Raw genomic sequence first — 16,209 nt, 5'->3', positions numbered from 1 at the left:
GAGCATTGTCCTGGGGGGCTGGTGTCAGAGCGCGGCGGCAGCCGTCTTGGCCGAATCGTTCGCCGCCGCCTGGGCATCGTCGACCACGGAGCGCACCGAGCCGGCGATCGCCTTCTTCTGTTCCTCGGTCAGGTCGTCGGACCTATGCCCGTCGGCCAGCCGCACCGTGACCTCGCGGTGCGCGAAGCGAATGCCTTCGGCCGCGAAGACCTCGCGGATGGCGGCATAGACGACCTTGCGGGTGACGAACTGGTCCCCGGGACGGGTCATGAACTTGACCCGCACGATCATCGCCGAATCCTCCATCGAATAGACGCCCTGCGATTTCAGCTGCTGCAGGAACAGGTGCCCGACCACCGGATCGTCGAGCAGCCGCTGCCCGATCTTCTTCACCAGCTTGCGCACCTTCTCGATGTCGGTGTCGTATGTGAGGCGAAGCGGCAGCTTCATCATCACCCAGTCGCGCGAATAGTTGGTGAGCTGGTGGATCTCGCCGAAAGGCACCGTGTGAACCGCTCCGAGATGGTGGCGCAGCTGGAAGGAGCGCATGGATATCTTCTCCACAACGCCCTTCACGGTGCCGATCTCGATGTACTCGCCCTTTCGGAACGCATCGTCGAGCAGGAAGAATGCGCCGGAGAAGATGTCGCGGATCAGCGTCTGCGCGCCGAAACCGACCGCGATGCCGACCACGCCGGCGCCGGCGAAGAGCGGGCCGATGTCGACGCCCAGATTTGCCAGAACCATCATCGCGCCGATCGCCACCAGCAGGGTCACGATGACGTTCCGGAAGATCGGCAGCAGCGTCGCGATGCGCGTCTGCCCCTTGCCGCCCTCTCCCTCGCCCTCGCCGGGATTGGCGGCGTTGTCGTCCAGCGTGCCGCCTTCCTCGATGATCTTGTGGTCGATGAACCGGTTCACCGCCCGATAGAGCGAGGCGGCGACGATGATGACCAGGAGGATGTCCAGCGACGACGCGAACCAGTGCCCGCCCTCGCGGCCGAGATCTGCGCCCCACAGGCGCGCGAGCTCGCCACAGCAGACCACGAGGATGGTCGCCTGGATGCTGTTCTGGAAGAACTCCTTGAACGCCGGGAAGTAAGGCTGGATCGTCGTGGTGGGCCGCGACACGGGAGCCATGACGGTCATCTCGTCGCCGTCCTCCAGCATCTCGCGGACGTCCTCGTTCATCTCTGCCATCATCTCCTTGGAGGCCTCGGCACGGCGCCAGGCGCGCCGTTCGGCCTGCAACTTCAGGAGCTGGCGGCGGCGGTGGGACGCGGCGCGGCGCTCGTAGAGGATCTCGAGAAGATAGGCGGCGACAGCATAGGCGAAGACGCCGGCGACGAAGACCAGGATGGGTGCAAGGACCGGGACGTATCCGCCCGGATGCCCGAGCGTCAGCCTGACTGAACTCACGAGCCATGCAAACACGAGATAGATCAGCGTGGCGGGCAGCGCGAGAAAGACCGTGGCACGGCGCAACGGCGATTTCCGCGTGGTCTCGTCGCGGCCGAGCACGATCTCGTTCAGTTCCTTGTTGTGCCTGAGCGCCATGCCAGCCATCATCAGGGCACAGATCAGCATGCCCAGGATGAAGGCCATGTTCTGCGCGTCGTGGTTGACCGCCACCATGGACATGCCGACCACGCCTTCCGGCGGCGGCAGGACAAGGATCCAGCGGCACAGGCCAATGATCGTGGCCCCGACCGCCAGAATGATCGCCCAGTCGCGGAAGAGCCGCTCGGCCGCTTCGTCGGACAGGTTGATCAGCCTGTGCGCGGATGCGCCGGGCGCGAAGAAGTTCCAGAAGATGACGGTTCGCAGGATGCGATAGGCCACGTAGGTCGAGATGATGACGAAGATCGTCGTGCGTGACGGCTCGTGGCCGGTGTCGAATATCACCGCCACCAGCACCGCGGTCACGAACATCACCGCGGAACTCAGGAGCGTCCATCCGGCCCGCGCCAGAAGGTAGCCGAGCTTCGCCGACAGCCGCGTGTCTTCGGGACGATAAAGGTAGCGGAAATGGTCGCGTCCCCAGCCTGTCATCAGCTTGAAGGCAAGCCGTCCCGCCACGAGGCCGGCCACCGCGGTCGCGACAGCGATGAGAAGCCAGTGCGGCTGGCCGTTCGGGCTCGCCGCGCGCAGCGATTCCGGCATGTACTTCAGGTAGATGATGGAGTTCGCCACCATTCGCTTCAGGTTCTCGCGCGCCTGGAGCAGGCTGTCGGGCGACAGCGTCATCGCCATCGGCATCTCCTCGGCGGGCGCGGCCGTCGAATTCGGCTGCACGACAATGACGGTGGAGCCGTCCTTGCGCGCCTGTTCGATCAGCGCGTCGAGGCCGGCGGTCTGACCGCCCGCTGCCGCCTCCTGGGCGTAGGCGGCGGGGCCGCCGGTCCAGGACATCGTCGCAATCGCCGCGAACGCCAGTATGGCAAGAGGCAGCGCACGAGGCATTCCGAACCCAATCGCCTTCAGGAACATCCGCAGCTTCCCCACTTCCGCCGTTGTCTTCGTGCGCATCCGCCGCTACCCATCGCACGATCAGGGCCGATCCTACGATAAATCATGATCAAAAACACGTTCTACCTCGTGAGGCACGGCCAGACCCGGTGGAACGAGGAGGGGCGCTTCCAGGGCCGCAGCGACATTCCGCTCAGTGCCGAGGGGCGACGCCAAGCGCTGGCAAACGCGCGGCGGCTTCGCGCGTACCTCGATGCCGACCCGGATGCTCCGAAGGGCGTCGAGATCCTGAGTTCGCCACTGTCGCGCTGCGTCGAGACGATGGGCATCATCGCCGACGAACTCGCCATTCCGGAGAGCGCGCGCAGGATTGATCCGAGGCTCGTCGAGGCCGGGTTCGGCCGCTGGGAGGGGTTGACCACGCACGAGGTGAAGGACCGCTTCCCGGCGGAACGCAGGCTTCGCAAGGTCGACCGCTGGCGCTTCGCGCCGCAGGGCGGCACGAGCCATCAGGAGACGGCCGCGGACATGCGCTCGCTGATCGAAGACCTGCCGGGCGATCGTGCCTTCATCCTGGTTTCACACAGCGGCAATCTGCGCGTCATGTTCGCCATGCTAGAGGGGCTTGCCGAAGCCGACGCCATGCGCATCGCGGTGCCGCACGATCGCGTCTTCGCTTGTCGCGACGGGCGGCTCCATTCGATCTGAGAGAGGCGCGCGGGACGCGGAACGGCCGGGAAACAAATGTCTGATCCGCACCTTCTGCCCCTTGCCGCGACGGTGGGGAATTGCAAAACTCCGCTCCAATTCGGCGGCTGGCGGCTATGCTGCAAATCGGCGAACTCGGGGGAGTGGGGCGGTGGCTGATACGGCGCTGCGCGGTATGGGAAAGAACGGGCAGGACGAGGGGCGCGACTTGCTGCGCATCGAGGATCTGTGCATCTCGATCGCCATCCAGCGTTCGAAGCTCGACGTCGTGAAGGGCGTCAGCTTCCGCATTCCCGCCGGCAAGACCGTGGCGCTCGTCGGCGAATCCGGTTCTGGCAAATCCATCATCGCGCAGGCGATCCTCGGGATCCTGCCGCGCGTGGCCTCCATCACCGGCGGGCGCATCAGGTTCCGCGACCCGCTGCACCCCGGTTCGGAAACCGACATCGCGGCGATCGATCCTGCGAGGCCGGAGATGCGGTCGCTGCGCGGCGGCCGGATCGCGATGATCTTCCAGGAACCGATGACCTCGCTGTCGCCGCTGCACAAGATCGGCGATCAGGTCGAGGAGGCGCTCGTCCTGCATCGGGACGTCGCGTCGGGCGAAGCGCGCAAGCTCACCGAAGAGATGCTTGCTCTCGTCGGCTTCCCCGAGCCGCACCGCGCCTACGACATGTACCCGATGGAACTGTCGGGCGGCCTGCGCCAGCGTGCCATGATCGCCATGGCGCTGATCTGCCGTCCGGCGCTGCTGATCGCCGATGAACCCACCACCGCGCTCGACGTGACGGTGCAGGCGCAGGTGCTCGGGCTCCTGAAGTCGCTGCAGGCCAGGCTCGGAATGTCGCTCCTGCTCATCACCCATGATCTCGGCGTCGTTGCCAACATGGCCGACGAGGTGGTGGTGATCTACCACGGCGAGATCATGGAAGCGGGACCGCTGGAAGACATCTTCGGCAATCCGAGCCATGCCTACACCAGGGCGCTGATGAAGGCGGTGCCGGATCTCGACATGAAACGCGGCGAGAAGCTCGTGGCGCTGCGCGAGGCGGAAAAAGTCATCCCCGAGGCGATGCGCAAGGCGGGTCGCGGCCGCACCGCGTCCGACAAGCCGCTCCTGTCCGTGCGCCATCTCTCCAAGGTGTTCACGACCAAGTCGGGAAGCTGGTTCGGCGGCGAACACCGGCAGATCCACGCCGTCAACGACGTCTCCTTCGACGTGCATCGGGGCGAATGTTTCGGCATCGTCGGCGAGAGCGGCTGCGGCAAGTCGACGGTGAGCAAGCTGATCATGCGGGCGACCTCCTCGGACGGCGGCATGATCCATTTCGACAACGGCAACCTCGCCTGCGACGTGCGCACGCTGGAAGGCAGGGCGCTGAAGGAATTCCGCAAGCGCATCCAGATCGTCTTCCAGGATCCGTTCGGCTCGCTCAGTCCCCGCTCCACGATCCTGAACACGCTGCGCGAGCCTCTGGAGATACACAAACAGGCGTCCGCAGCCGAGATCACCAAGATGGCTTCGGACCTGATGGAACTCGTCGGCCTCAACCGCAGCCAGCTGAACCGCTATCCGCACAGCTTCTCGGGCGGCCAGCGCCAGCGCATCGGCATCGCCCGCGCCCTCGCGCTATCGCCCGACCTCCTGATCTGCGACGAGCCGGTCTCCGCACTCGACGTCTCCGTGCAGGCGCAGATCCTCAATTTGTTGAAATCGCTGCAGAGCGAACTGTCGCTGACCATGATCTTCATCTCGCACAATCTGGCCGTGGTGAAGTACATCGCCGACCGGATCGCGGTGATGCGGCGCGGGCGCATCGTCGAGATCGCCGATTGCGAGACGCTGTTCGCGCGGCCGATGCACCCCTATACGCAACGGCTGCTCAGTGCCGTCCCGAGCGCCAGCCTCGACCGCAAGCTCGATTTCTCCGATCAGCTGGGCGAGCACTGCGATCCGAGCGAGTTGTGGTCGCCCGAGTTCCGCAGTGCGGGCGACGACGGCCGCGATCTCTCCCTCATCCAGGTCGGACCGGGCCATCTCGTGCTCGCCCGCGACATGCCGGCGCGCGAAAAGGTGCCTGCATGACCCTGCGCATGTCCCGTCGGGCGCTGTTGCTCGGCACGGCCGGGGTCCTCGCCATGCCGAGGCTCGCCGTTGCCGCCCCGGCCGACGAGCCGCCGTCCCTGAAGAGCGCGGTCGAGGCCGGCGACATGCCGCCGATGCGCGATCGCCTGCCGCTGGTGCCCCGCGTCGTCGACTTCGAACAGCGCGGCAAGGCCGAGGGACGCCACGGCGGCCGGCTGAGCATGCTGATGTCCGACGCCAAGGACATCCGCATGATGACCATCTACGGCTATTCGCGCATGGTCGGCTTCGACGAGAAGCTCGACCTCGTGGCCGACATCCTCCTCGACTACCAGGTGGAGGAGGGGCGCATCTTCACCTTCCGCCTGCGTCCCGGCCATCGCTGGTCGGACGGACATCCCTTCACCGCCGAGGATTTCCGCTACACCTGGGAAGACGTCGAGAACGACGAGGCGCTGTCGCGCGGCGGCGTGTCGGCGGTCATGCTCGTGGACGGCGAGCCGCCGGTCTTCGAGGTCGTCGACGACCTGACGGTGCGCTACACCTGGCCGAGGCCGAACCCGCAGTTCCTGCCTTCTCTCGCCGGGGCGAGCCCGAACTACATCGCCCAGCCGGCGCACTACCTGAAGCAGTTCCACGCGAAGTATGCCGCGGCGGAGGACCTCGAACGTCTCGTGGCGGAGAACAATTCGCGCGACTGGGTGGCGCTTCACACCGTGAAGGCACGCGCCTACCGCCCCGAAAATCCCGATCTCCCGACGCTCGAACCGTGGATGAACACCACGCCGCCGCCGGCAGAGCGCTACATCTTCAAGCGCAATCCGTATTTCCACCGTGTCGACCCGTCCGGCCGCCAGCTCCCTTATGTCGACGAGGTCTATTTCGGCATCAGCTCCGCCGACATCATTCCGGCCAAGACCGGCAGCGGCGACAGCGACCTCCAGGCCCGCTATCTGCGCTTCGACAACTACACCTTCCTGAAGCAGGGTGCCGCCGCGCATGATTTCGACGTCAGGCTGTGGAAGGACGGCACCGGCTCGCAGGTCGCCTACGTTCCGAACCTAAACGTCAACGATCCGGTGTGGCGGGCGCTCTTCCACGACGTTCGGTTCCGCCGCGCCCTGTCGCTCGCCGTCCATCGCGAGGAGATCAACCAGCAGTTCTATTTCGGCCTCGCCAACCCGGCCGCGAACTGCGTCCTGCCGGGTTCGCCGCTCTACAAGCCCGAATACGAGCAGGCCTGGGCCGCCTACGATCCAGACCGGGCCAACGCCCTGCTCGACGAGATCGGGCTGGAGCGCGGCCGCTACGGCTGGCGCCATCTGCCGGACGGGCGCCGGGCCGAGCTGATCATCGAGCTTGCCGGCGGCAACGAGGAATCCGACGTCACCCAGCTCGTCGTGGAATACTGGGGCAAGCTCGGCCTGCGCGTCTTCCCGCGCTCCATGCAGCTCGACAACATGCGCCGCCGTTTCCTGTCCGGCGATACGATGATGTCGGTCTGGTCCGGCCTCAACATCGGCTACGCCACGCCCGACATGCCGCCCGAGGAACTGGCGCCGGTCTCGTCCGTGCAGGGCTCCTGGCCGAAATGGGGCCAGTTCCTGGAAACGGGCGGGATGGCCGGCGAGAAGATCGAGCTTCCCGAAGTGCAGCGGCTCGCCGATCTCTTCCAGCAGTGGCGCGTGTCCTCGGACACGGCCGAACGCAGGGCGATCTGGCACCAGATGCTGTCGATCTTCACCGATCAGGTCTTCACCATCGGCACCATCAACGGCGCGCTGCAGCCGGTGGTGGTTCGCAACAGCCTCAGGAACGTGCCCGACAAGGGCATCTACGCCTTCTCGCCGGTCGCCTATTTCGGCGTCTACATGCCCGACACCTTCTGGTTCGACAGGGAATAGCCGGCCTTGCTTCGCTACATCGCCTACCGCTTGCTGGCCGCCATCCCGACGCTGCTCCTCATCAGCGCGCTGGTCTTCTTCATCATTGAATTGCCGCCGGGCGACTATTTCGAAACCTACGTCGCCGAGCTTCAGGCTCAGGGCGAGACGGTCGATCCGCAGAAGATCGAGTACCTCAAGCAGGAATACGGTTTCGACAAGCCGCTGATCGAACGCTACTTCACCTGGGTCGGCGGCATGCTCCAGGGCGATTTCGGCTATTCCTTCGAGTACGAGCTGCCCGTCAGCGAGGTGGTGGGGAACCGCCTCTGGCTCACCGTTCTCGTATCCACGGTAACGATCATCTTCACCTGGCTGATCGCCTTCCCGATCGGCATCTACTCGGCCACCCACCAGTATTCCTGGGGCGACTACGGCCTGACCTTCCTCGGCCTGCTCGGGCTCGCCACGCCGAACTTCCTCCTGGCGTTGATCCTGCTCTACCTTTTCAACGTCTGGTTCGGCATGTCGATCGGGCATCTGATGGACGCCGAGTTCATCGACCAGCCGATGAGCTGGGCCAAGTTCGTCTCCATGGTGGAGCACATGATCATCCCCGTGATCGTGATCAGCACCGCGGGTACGGCCGGCATGATCCGCCGTCTGCGTGCCAACCTGCTCGACGAGTTGCAGAAGCAGTACGTCGTCACCGCGCGCGCCAAGGGCGTGCCGCCGATGAAGGCGCTGATCAAATATCCGCTGCGCATGTCGCTCAACTTCTTCATCGCCGACATCGGCTCCATCCTGCCCGCCGTCATCTCGGGTGCGGAGGTCGTGGCCATCGTGCTGTCGCTGGAGACCACCGGGCCATTGCTGATCCGGGCACTGCAGAGCCAGGACATGTATCTCGCCGGCTCGTTCCTCATGTTCCTGGCCACGCTCACGGTCATCGGCGTTCTCATCTCCGACATCGCGCTGGCGCTGCTCGATCCCCGCATCAGGCTGCAGGGAGGGCGCAGGCGATGAAGTCGTCGCTGCCGCCGGACGGCGCCGTGATCGGCCACTACGTCGCCGAGACGCCGTTCGATCCCCAGAGCATCGAGAAGCTCTCACCCGAGCAGGAGAAGATCTACCTCGCCTCGCAGCTCAGGCTGATGTGGTGGAAATTCCGCAAGCACAAGGCGGCGGTGGTCTCCGGCCTCTTCCTGCTGGTTCTCTACCTGTCGATCCTCATCAGCGAGTTCCTGGCGCCCTATAATCTGGAAAACCGCAACGTGCGGGCGATCTACATGCCGCCCCAGGCGGTGCATCTCTTCCACGAGGGTTCGTTCGTCGGGCCGTTCGTCTACGGCACGAACTACCAGCTCAACATGGACACGCTGAAGCGCGAGTACACGCCGAACACGGACGTGATCCAGCCGCTGCGTTTCTTCTGCCGCGGCGACCGCTACGAGTTCTGGGGCCTGTTCGACGCCAACCTGCATTTCTTCTGCCCCGCCGAGGGCGGCACGGCCCATCTGCTCGGCACCGACCGCTTCGGCCGCGACGTGCTCTCGCGCATCATCTACGGAACGCGGATTTCGCTGACCATCGGCCTGATCGGCATCACCGTCAGCTTCGTCCTCGGCATCACCATCGGCGGCGTCGCGGGCTACTACGGCGGCTGGATCGACCATGTCGTCCAGCGTGTCATCGAGGTCCTGCAGAGCATCCCCAGCATCCCGCTGTGGCTGGCGCTGGCGGCGGTCATGCCGGTCACCTGGAGCCCGATTCTCGTCTATTTCGGCATCACCATCATCCTGGGCCTCATCGACTGGACAGGGCTGGCGCGCGCGGTGCGCTCCAAGCTCCTCTCATTGCGCGAGGAGGAGTACGTGATGGCGGCCGAACTGATGGGCGCGAGCCCGCCGCGAGTCATCTTCCGGCACCTGATACCGGGCTTCATGAGCCATCTCATCGCCTCGGCGACGATCACCATCCCGACCATGATCCTCGCCGAAACGGCGCTCTCGTTCCTCGGCCTCGGCCTGCGTCCGCCCGTCACCAGTTGGGGCGTGCTATTGAACGAGGCGCAGAACATCAACGTCGTGGCGCTCTATCCGTGGCTGATCCTGCCGGTCGTGCCGGTGATCCTCGTCATCCTCGCATTCAACTTCCTCGGCGACGGTCTGCGCGACGCCGCCGATCCGTATCACTGAGACGGAGACTGTACGCCGGCGACGAGATCGTCGGCATGGTGGAAGACGAACCCGTGCTCGACCTTCAGGTGCCGTAGCAGGCCTTCCAGCGTCCGCCATGCCCGTTCGTCATGGTCCAGATGGTGGGACAGGATGCCGATCGGCGCTCCGCCCCGCTCGCGCGCCTGCATCAGCCGGCGCAGCAGTTCGCTTCTGATCCACTCCGGCTCGCGGCCCTGCCGCGTCTTCCAGTCCATCAGGTCGATCTGGGTGTTGAGTTCGGGAAGGCGGGTTCCCTTCGGCTCCCACGACCATGTCGAAAGCGCCGTGAAGCCGCATTCGTGCACGCGCGCGGCGACCTCCGGCGCGATACGGTTCCAGGGCGGCACGAGGATACCTGAGAGCCGTTCGCCGAAGATCCCGCCGAGCTTCTCCCGGCTCGCGGTCAATCCCTCCAGGATATCCCCGACGGCCATGCGGCCGCCGAGTTCGATCTTGCGCTCACCGTCGCCCGCGTTGTCCCGGTGCGCGATGCCGTGCACGCAGGGACTGACGAGAGGTACGTCGCGGAGCCGCTTACCGAGTGCCTCTGTTGCGCGTTCCGGGATCACCGCCAGCAGCAGGGGGATGTCCAGCCCCTCGCAGAGCGCCACCAGCCTGTCGAGCGCGGGACCGTGCTTGCTCGCATCGTCGTCGCGCAGCCAGAAGCGCGGCTCGAGGCCGGCGCTCTTCCAGCGTGCAAATTCCTCTTCGAGGGCGCCATCGGCGGTCATTGGGTCGCTCCCGGTCTCCGCGCGGCGGTGCCGGCGACGAGCGGTGCCAGTGTGGTCTTCAGCGTCTCTGCCGCGGCCGAAATCCCGTGATACCGCTGGCCTCGCGCTCGGCCAGCCGCGCCCATGATCTTGCGCAATGCCTGTGATCCGAGGAGCCTGCGAAGGCCCTCGCGAAAGCCGGTCATGTCGAACTCCGGCGCCAGCAGCCCGCTTTCGCCATCGGCCACCACGATCGGAACGCCGGCCGTCGCGAAAGCCGCCACCGGCAACCCCACCGCCTGCGCTTCGAGATAGACGATGCCGATCGCCTCGCGCACGCCGGGCCAGGCAAAGACGTCCGCTGCCAGCATCCAGGCGATCACCTCCTCCCGCGGCAGGGCGCCGGTGAAACGGACTCGCTCGCCGGCGAAGCCGAACATCGACTCGACCTCCGCCCGGCCGGGGCCGTCGCCGACGATCGCGAGGTTCCATTCCGGCGTGTCGAGACCTTCAAGCGCCTCGGCCAGCAACCGGTAGGAGTCGATCTTGGCACCTGGCCGCATCATGCCGACCGACAGGATCAAGGGATGCGGCGACGCGAAGGACGGTTCGATCGTCGTCCCGGTCGCTTCGAGTTCGGCGAGATCGATGAACGGCAACAGCGGCACGATCCGGTCCGTGTCCGGCAGAAAACTCTCGAGATACGCCCGGTCGGACGGCTTCAGGCAGAAGTTCGCTGCCGCACCGCGCACCTCCGCCTGCACCTGCGCCCGCCCGTCGGCCCAGTCCGCGTCCGTGTTCTGCCGCGTCCTGCACGCCTCGATGGTGACGTAGGGGATGCCGAGTGCTGCGCAAACGGCGGGGCCGATCCAGTCGGGCGACTTGCAGTAGGGATGATAGGTCATCCACAGATGCGGAGCGCTCGCGGGATCGGCGCGCCAGTGCACCAGGAGCCGCTCCGCTTCCCGCTCGCAGTCCTCCTTGCGCTGCAGGAAAAGCTCCCGCGAGGGCCGCTTCTGGTAGGAAATGACCTCGCTGGCGAGAAAAGCATCGAAGCCGGCGAGGTCGAGCGCCTTCAGAAGGTTCCTCGCGATCTCGCGGTCGCCGGAGGCAATCGGATGGTTCGGCGATTTCAGCGGCGCGTAGAAGGCGATCCTCGGCTTCATTGGAACGAGCCTCAGGCGGCCGGCGGACCGCCGCGCGCCAGTTCCGCGATGAGCCGCGCGGCCTTGTCGGCTCCGCCGATGTCGATGGCGGAGCGGTCGGGCGCCGGGCCCGCCATGGCGCGGTCGATGGCCGCCGCGATCGCCTCGGGCGTCTCCTCGTTCGGCGGCACGGCCTGCACCAGCCCCTTGCGCGCCAGCACGTCGGCGCGCGTGATCTGCTCCGTCTCGATCCCGTCGAACAACGGCGAGATGACGGCGCGGCAGCCGGCGGCGAAGATGTCGGCGGTGGTGTTGTAGCCGGCGCGCGAGATCGAGAGCTTCGCGCCGGCAAGAAGTGCGCGGAGGTCCGGCACGAAGGACTGGAACTCTATTCCTTCGTCGGCAAAGCGCCGCAGGTCGGCCTTCTGCTCATCCGTCGTGAAAAGGCCGCTCAGCACCAGCCACCGCGCATCGCGCATCGTGGAAAGCCGCCGCGCCTCCAGCGCCCCCATCAGGAGCCGGTGCCCGAACGCCCCGCCGCCCACCGAAACGACCACGTCGGGCCCGCCGTCCTGCCGCTCCGGAACCGCCGGCGCCACAATGCCGGTATAGGCGACCTTGCGGGCGATCTCGTCGGCGTGCGGGAACGTCTCGTCGATGCGGATGAATTCCGGGTCGCCATGCACCAGCACCCGGTCGAACCACGTGTTGAGGAGCTCGACCACCTCGCGGTCGCGCTCCGGCTTGCTGTTCTTCTGGATGATGTCGCGCACCGACGACACGATCACCGGCCGGCGCGGCCGCGCGTGTGCCGCTTCCATCAGCGGCAGCAGTTCGAAGCGCATCTGGCGGCGCCCGAACGGAAACGCCTCCGTCACGATGACGTCGGGAGAAACCACCTCGAAGAGCGCCAGCAGCCTGGCGCGCCGATCCTCCTTGTAGGCGTCCGAAACCGGATTGCCTTCCGGGTCCTCGAGCTTGTTGAAGGCCTCTTTTCCGGCGCGAACCGGCGGCAGGTAGTGGATGCGCGCGTCGGCGATGTCGAGGCCCGGGATGGGCATCCCGCCGAACGCCAGGTCCACCTCCAGCCCCTCGCGCCGCAATGCACGAACGATGCGGCTTGCGCGGAAAACGTGGCCCACACCCATCAGGTGCTGGACATAGAACAGGACGCGTGCGCTCACGAGGCCACCTTCTCGCGTTGGGAGCCGGCCACCAGGCCCTCGGCCTCGAACAGTGCGATCAGCCGACCGATCGTGCCGAGATGGTCGAAGCTCGCATGCACGCGCTCCATTCCGGCCTCGCCGAAGCGCGCCCGCAGGTGCGGATCGCGGGCCGCTCGCCCGATCGCCGCCGACAGCGCGTCCGGATCGTCCGGCTCGACCAGGATGCCGGTGCGCCCGTCCTCGATCAGTTCGGGAATGCCCGAGATCGGCGTCGAGATGCACAGCACGCCCTGGCTCTGGGCTTCCACGAGCACGTTGGGCAGGCCGTCGCGGTCGCCGCTCGCCGCGATCCGGCAGGGCAGCACGAACATGTCGGACGCCTTGTAGGCATCGAGCACCTCGCGCTGCGACATCGAGCCGTGCAGGTCCACCCGATCCGAAATGCCCAGCCGCTCGGCCTGCTCCTTCAGCGCGCCGGCCAGTTCCCCGCCGCCGATATGCGTCCAGCGCCAGTTCAGGTCCTGCGGCAATCGCGCCAGCGCGTCAGCCAGCGTGTCGAGCCCCTTCTTCGCCACCGCGCGGCCGACCGAGAGGATGCGCACCGGATCGGCGGGATCGCTGCCGTCGCGGCTGCCGGCCGGCCGGTCGGGCCGCGGAAAGCGCGACAGATCGATGCCGTGATAGACGAGCGAGACCTTGTCCGGATGCGGGGCGAGGTCCTTCAGGTGCCGGCTTCCGCCCGCCGTGCAGGTCACCGTCCAGGCCGCCGCGTCGAGCTTTTCGGAAAGCTCCCAGTCCGGCGAAGTCCAGATGTCCTTGGCATGTGCCGAGGCGCTCCAGGGCACGCCGACGATTTCACTGGCATAGCGCGCCACGGAGGAGGGCGTGTGGATGAAGTGGCTGTAGATCCACCGCGCCTGCCGCGGGAACTCGGCGGCGAAGACCAGCGCCTGGCCGAAGCGCCGGATGCGGTTCATCGTGAAATCGCGGCGCAGGTCCTTCAGCCAGTGGCGCCATGCCGTCCGGTAGCCGGGCAGCGCGCGCACCTTCAGCCATGAACGGAAGACGCGCATCGGCTCCTGGTGGAGATATTCCGGCAGGTAGATCACCGGTGCGCGGATCTCGTCGTTGATCGGATGCGTCTTCTTGTCGGTGGGATGTCGCAGCGAGACGAGGCACAGCTCGTACCCGGCGCGCTCCAGCTCCAGCAGTTCCTGCGCAATGAAGGTTTCCGACAAGCGCGGGTAGCACTTGAGGACAACGGCGATGGTGGGCTTCATGAATTCGCGGTCTTCAGCCGTACTTCGTTCGAAGTCGCTTCTTCGCTGCGCCGGTAGAAGAGGATTTCCGTCAGCGCGCAGATGCGGTTCAGCCCGTCTAGGTCGGGCCGCGACACGGCGGAGGAGGGAACCGGACGGTCGAGCACCCGGCTTATCGCGGCCAGGAAGCGCTGCGGGTTCTTGGCGTCCTCGATGTCGATGGCGTCGACCCAGCCGAATTCCTCGGCGCGTCTTGCCCGGATCGACTGTTCGCGCCGGGGCGCGGTGCGTGGCACGAAGAGGGCCCGCTTGTCGAAGGAGATCACCTCGCAGAAAGTGTTGTAGCCGCACATGCCGATGACGGCGCGCGCGTTCGCCACCACCGCCTCGAGATTGGTATCGAAATCCACCACCTGCACGTTGGCGAGGCTCGCCGCGCGGGCGGCGATCTCGAAGCGCTCGCGTTCGGTCATGAACGGCCCGAGCACGAACAGGAACTCGCGCCCCCGCGTGCGGTCGCGGCGCACGGCGTTCAGTGCCGCCGACATGAGTTCGTAGCCGTCCCCGCCTCCGCCGGCCGTCACCAGCACATAGTCGCGGCCATATTTCTCGGTGACGTCGTCGTCCTGGATCGAGCGCGGCAGGAAGCCTGTGTATCTGGTCTGCGACAGGACCCATTCCGGCAGGTCGATGCCCGCCAGCGGGTTATGGAAGCTGCCGGGACCGTAGATCCAGATCTCGTCGTAGAGGTCGAGATGCTCGACGATGTGCTTGCGCTGCCATTCCTCGCGCAGGAGTTCGGGCGCGTCGAGCACGTCGCGCAGGCCCAGGACTGCGATGGTGCCTTGAGTTTTCAGCCATTCGAGCGTCGACAGCATCTCGCGCGCCAGCCCGAGCGGTTCCTTGTCGACGATCACCATGTCCGGCCGGATGCGCTCGGCGGCGGCCCGGATCACGGATTCGCGCGCGGCCATCGTCTCCTCGAACGACTTCTCGCCGCTGCCGGACACGTAGTTGCCATTCGCCAGTTTCTGCGCGGCCGGGATCTGGATGTATTCGACGCGGTCTTCGAAGGGAAAGGCGTCCACCACCGGGGACCCCGAGACGATCGAAATCGTCGCGCCGGGAAAATGCGAGACCAGCGCATGCGCGATGGTGCGGCTGCGCCGCAGATGGCCCAGGCCGAACGTATCGTGACTGTACATCAGTACAGAGAACTTCAAGACCGGGTCCATGCGCGCCTGATACGTTCGGCAAAACCTAGCTAGAAGGACGATGTAGGCCATATCATGCGACAGCGCAATGAACGGTCCGCGATCCGGGCTGTGCCTGCCGCGCGCCGACGCTCCCGGCTTGCTTGCCATAGGTCTCCGCAGCCATTAAGCCGGACCGAAGGCTTGAGCCGAACCTGAATTGCCGACGGTCGAACATGCCGGTCCGGACATCCGGCCTCGCGAATTCACCGCCCAGGAGCGAGAAACGATTTGTTGAAGACGACGACAGGGCAGGCGGGCGCGGCGCCGGCCGAGACCCTCGAATACCCGTTCGATCATCCGCCCGCCACCGGCGAGGTCGTGGAGGTGGCGCCGGGCATCCTGTGGACCCGCATCCCGCTGCCCTTCAGGCTCGACCACGTCAACATCTACCTGATCGAGGACGGCGACGGCTGGGCGGTGCTCGACACCGGCATCTCCGACAAGCCGACGCGCGCCGTTTGGGAGCAGCTCTTCAGCGGCCCTCTCGCGGGGCGCAAGCTCACCCGCCTGATCGTCACCCACTACCATCCCGACCACATCGGACTGGCCGGGTGGCTCTGCGAGCGCTTCGGGGTACCTCTCCTGACCAGCCAGACGTCTTATCTCGGCTGCCTCACCATCTCGCTCAGCCCCGGCTCCATGGAGGCGAAGCCCTTCCGCGACTTCTATCTGCGCCATGGCATGGCCGAGGAGACGGCGACGCTGGTCTCCACGCACGGTCACGGATACCTGCGCATGGTCACGCCGCTGCCGATGACATTCATGCGGCTTGTCGCCGGCGACGAACTCAAGCTCGGCGGACGCCGCTACGAGGTCCTTTCGGGCGACGGTCACGCACCGGAACAGATCATGCTCTACCGGCCGGAGGACAAGGTGTTCCTCGCCGCCGATCAGGTGCTGGCCAAGATCACGCCCAACGTTAGCGTGTGGGCGGCCGAGCCGGAGGGCGATCCGCTCGGCCTCTACATCCGCTCGCTCAACGCCATCCGCGACCGTATCCCGACCGATGCGCTGGTCCTGCCCGGCCACCAGCTGCCGTTCTACGGCGTGCACACGCGTTGCTCGGAACTGATCGAGCATCACGAGGAGCGATGCGCGATGATCGCGGACGCCTGCGCGCAAGGCCCGAAATCGGTGGCGGAGCTCGTCCCGTTCATCTTCGCGCGCAAGCTCGACCCGCACCAGCTCTCCTTCGCCTTCTCCGAGGTCCACGCGCATGTGAACTACATGCTGCGCAAGGGCGAACTTGCCTGGGAAGACCTGTCCGCCGCGAAGCTGCGCGCCGTCTACGTCGCCGCCTGAGCGTAC

At 66.2% G+C, this 16,209-nt stretch carries 12 protein-coding genes; 6 read left to right on the top strand and 6 right to left on the bottom strand.

The features are described 5' to 3' along the window. Positions 1-24: 24 nt before the first annotated feature. Complete coding sequence (locus tag BSQ44_RS21140; protein ID WP_083534859.1) at positions 25-2,529, bottom strand: mechanosensitive ion channel domain-containing protein; 2,505 nt, start codon at positions 2,527-2,529, stop codon at positions 25-27. 45 nt (positions 2,530-2,574) lie between these two features. Here BSQ44_RS21140 and BSQ44_RS21135 point away from each other — a divergent pair, with 45 nt between their 5' ends. The 5 genes from BSQ44_RS21135 to BSQ44_RS21115 all read left to right on the top strand — a co-directional run bounded on the left by BSQ44_RS21135 (position 2,575) and on the right by BSQ44_RS21115 (position 9,344). Further along, on the top strand, positions 2,575-3,177 hold the full coding sequence (locus tag BSQ44_RS21135) for a histidine phosphatase family protein (protein ID WP_072607064.1): 603 nt from the start codon (positions 2,575-2,577) through the stop codon (positions 3,175-3,177). A 175-nt stretch (positions 3,178-3,352) separates the two neighbouring features. Continuing rightward, entirely contained in the window at positions 3,353-5,263 is a 1,911-nt protein-coding gene (locus tag BSQ44_RS21130) for an ABC transporter ATP-binding protein (RefSeq protein WP_072607063.1), read from the top strand. A gap of 8 nt (positions 5,264-5,271) precedes the next feature. Next, positions 5,272-7,167, top strand: a complete 1,896-nt coding sequence (locus BSQ44_RS21125) for an ABC transporter substrate-binding protein (RefSeq protein ID WP_072608200.1) — start codon at positions 5,272-5,274, stop codon at positions 7,165-7,167. Between the two features lie 6 nt (positions 7,168-7,173). Next, entirely contained in the window at positions 7,174-8,172 is a 999-nt protein-coding gene (locus tag BSQ44_RS27290) for an ABC transporter permease (RefSeq protein ID WP_072607062.1), read from the top strand. Then, entirely contained in the window at positions 8,169-9,344 is a 1,176-nt protein-coding gene (locus BSQ44_RS21115) for an ABC transporter permease (RefSeq protein WP_072607061.1), read from the top strand. Before BSQ44_RS27290 ends, BSQ44_RS21115 begins: the two co-directional genes overlap by 4 nt. Here BSQ44_RS21115 and BSQ44_RS21110 read toward each other — a convergent pair. The 5 genes from BSQ44_RS21110 to BSQ44_RS21090 are packed head-to-tail and all read right to left on the bottom strand — an operon-like array spanning position 9,338 to position 14,868. Next, positions 9,338-10,096 carry a polysaccharide deacetylase family protein gene (locus tag BSQ44_RS21110; protein WP_072607060.1) on the bottom strand — a complete coding sequence of 253 codons (759 nt, stop codon included), beginning with the start codon at positions 10,094-10,096 and terminating at the stop codon, positions 9,338-9,340. The two genes, BSQ44_RS21115 and BSQ44_RS21110, sit on opposite strands and share 7 nt — an antisense overlap. Next, a complete protein-coding gene (locus BSQ44_RS21105; protein ID WP_072607059.1) occupies positions 10,093-11,241 on the bottom strand; it encodes a glycosyltransferase family 4 protein in 1,149 nt (382 codons plus the stop codon). The genes BSQ44_RS21110 and BSQ44_RS21105 overlap by 4 nt, the downstream gene beginning before the upstream one ends. Positions 11,242-11,252: 11 nt before the next feature. Continuing rightward, positions 11,253-12,404: a glycosyltransferase family protein gene (locus BSQ44_RS21100; protein WP_083534858.1), complete on the bottom strand. Its 1,152-nt coding sequence runs from the start codon at positions 12,402-12,404 to the stop codon at positions 11,253-11,255. After that, the gene (locus BSQ44_RS21095; protein ID WP_072607058.1) at positions 12,401-13,666 is read right to left on the bottom strand and encodes a glycosyltransferase family 4 protein; all 1,266 of its coding nucleotides are present in this window, start codon (positions 13,664-13,666) and stop codon (positions 12,401-12,403) included. Before BSQ44_RS21095 ends, BSQ44_RS21100 begins: the two co-directional genes overlap by 4 nt. Next, positions 13,663-14,868 (bottom strand): glycosyltransferase family protein, encoded by a 1,206-nt coding sequence (locus BSQ44_RS21090; protein WP_210187893.1) that lies wholly within the window; start codon positions 14,866-14,868, stop codon positions 13,663-13,665. The genes BSQ44_RS21095 and BSQ44_RS21090 overlap by 4 nt, the downstream gene beginning before the upstream one ends. A gap of 264 nt (positions 14,869-15,132) precedes the next feature. On the opposite strand from BSQ44_RS21090, the gene BSQ44_RS21085 reads away from it, so the two are divergent. Next, entirely contained in the window at positions 15,133-16,203 is a 1,071-nt protein-coding gene (locus BSQ44_RS21085) for an MBL fold metallo-hydrolase (protein ID WP_072607056.1), read from the top strand. Positions 16,204-16,209 lie beyond the last annotated feature (6 nt).

This window comes from Aquibium oceanicum (assembly GCF_001889605.1).
Taxonomy (GTDB): domain Bacteria; phylum Pseudomonadota; class Alphaproteobacteria; order Rhizobiales; family Rhizobiaceae; genus Aquibium; species Aquibium oceanicum.
Note: the sequence above shows the minus strand (reverse complement) of the source record. Positions and strands in the feature narration are given on the sequence as shown.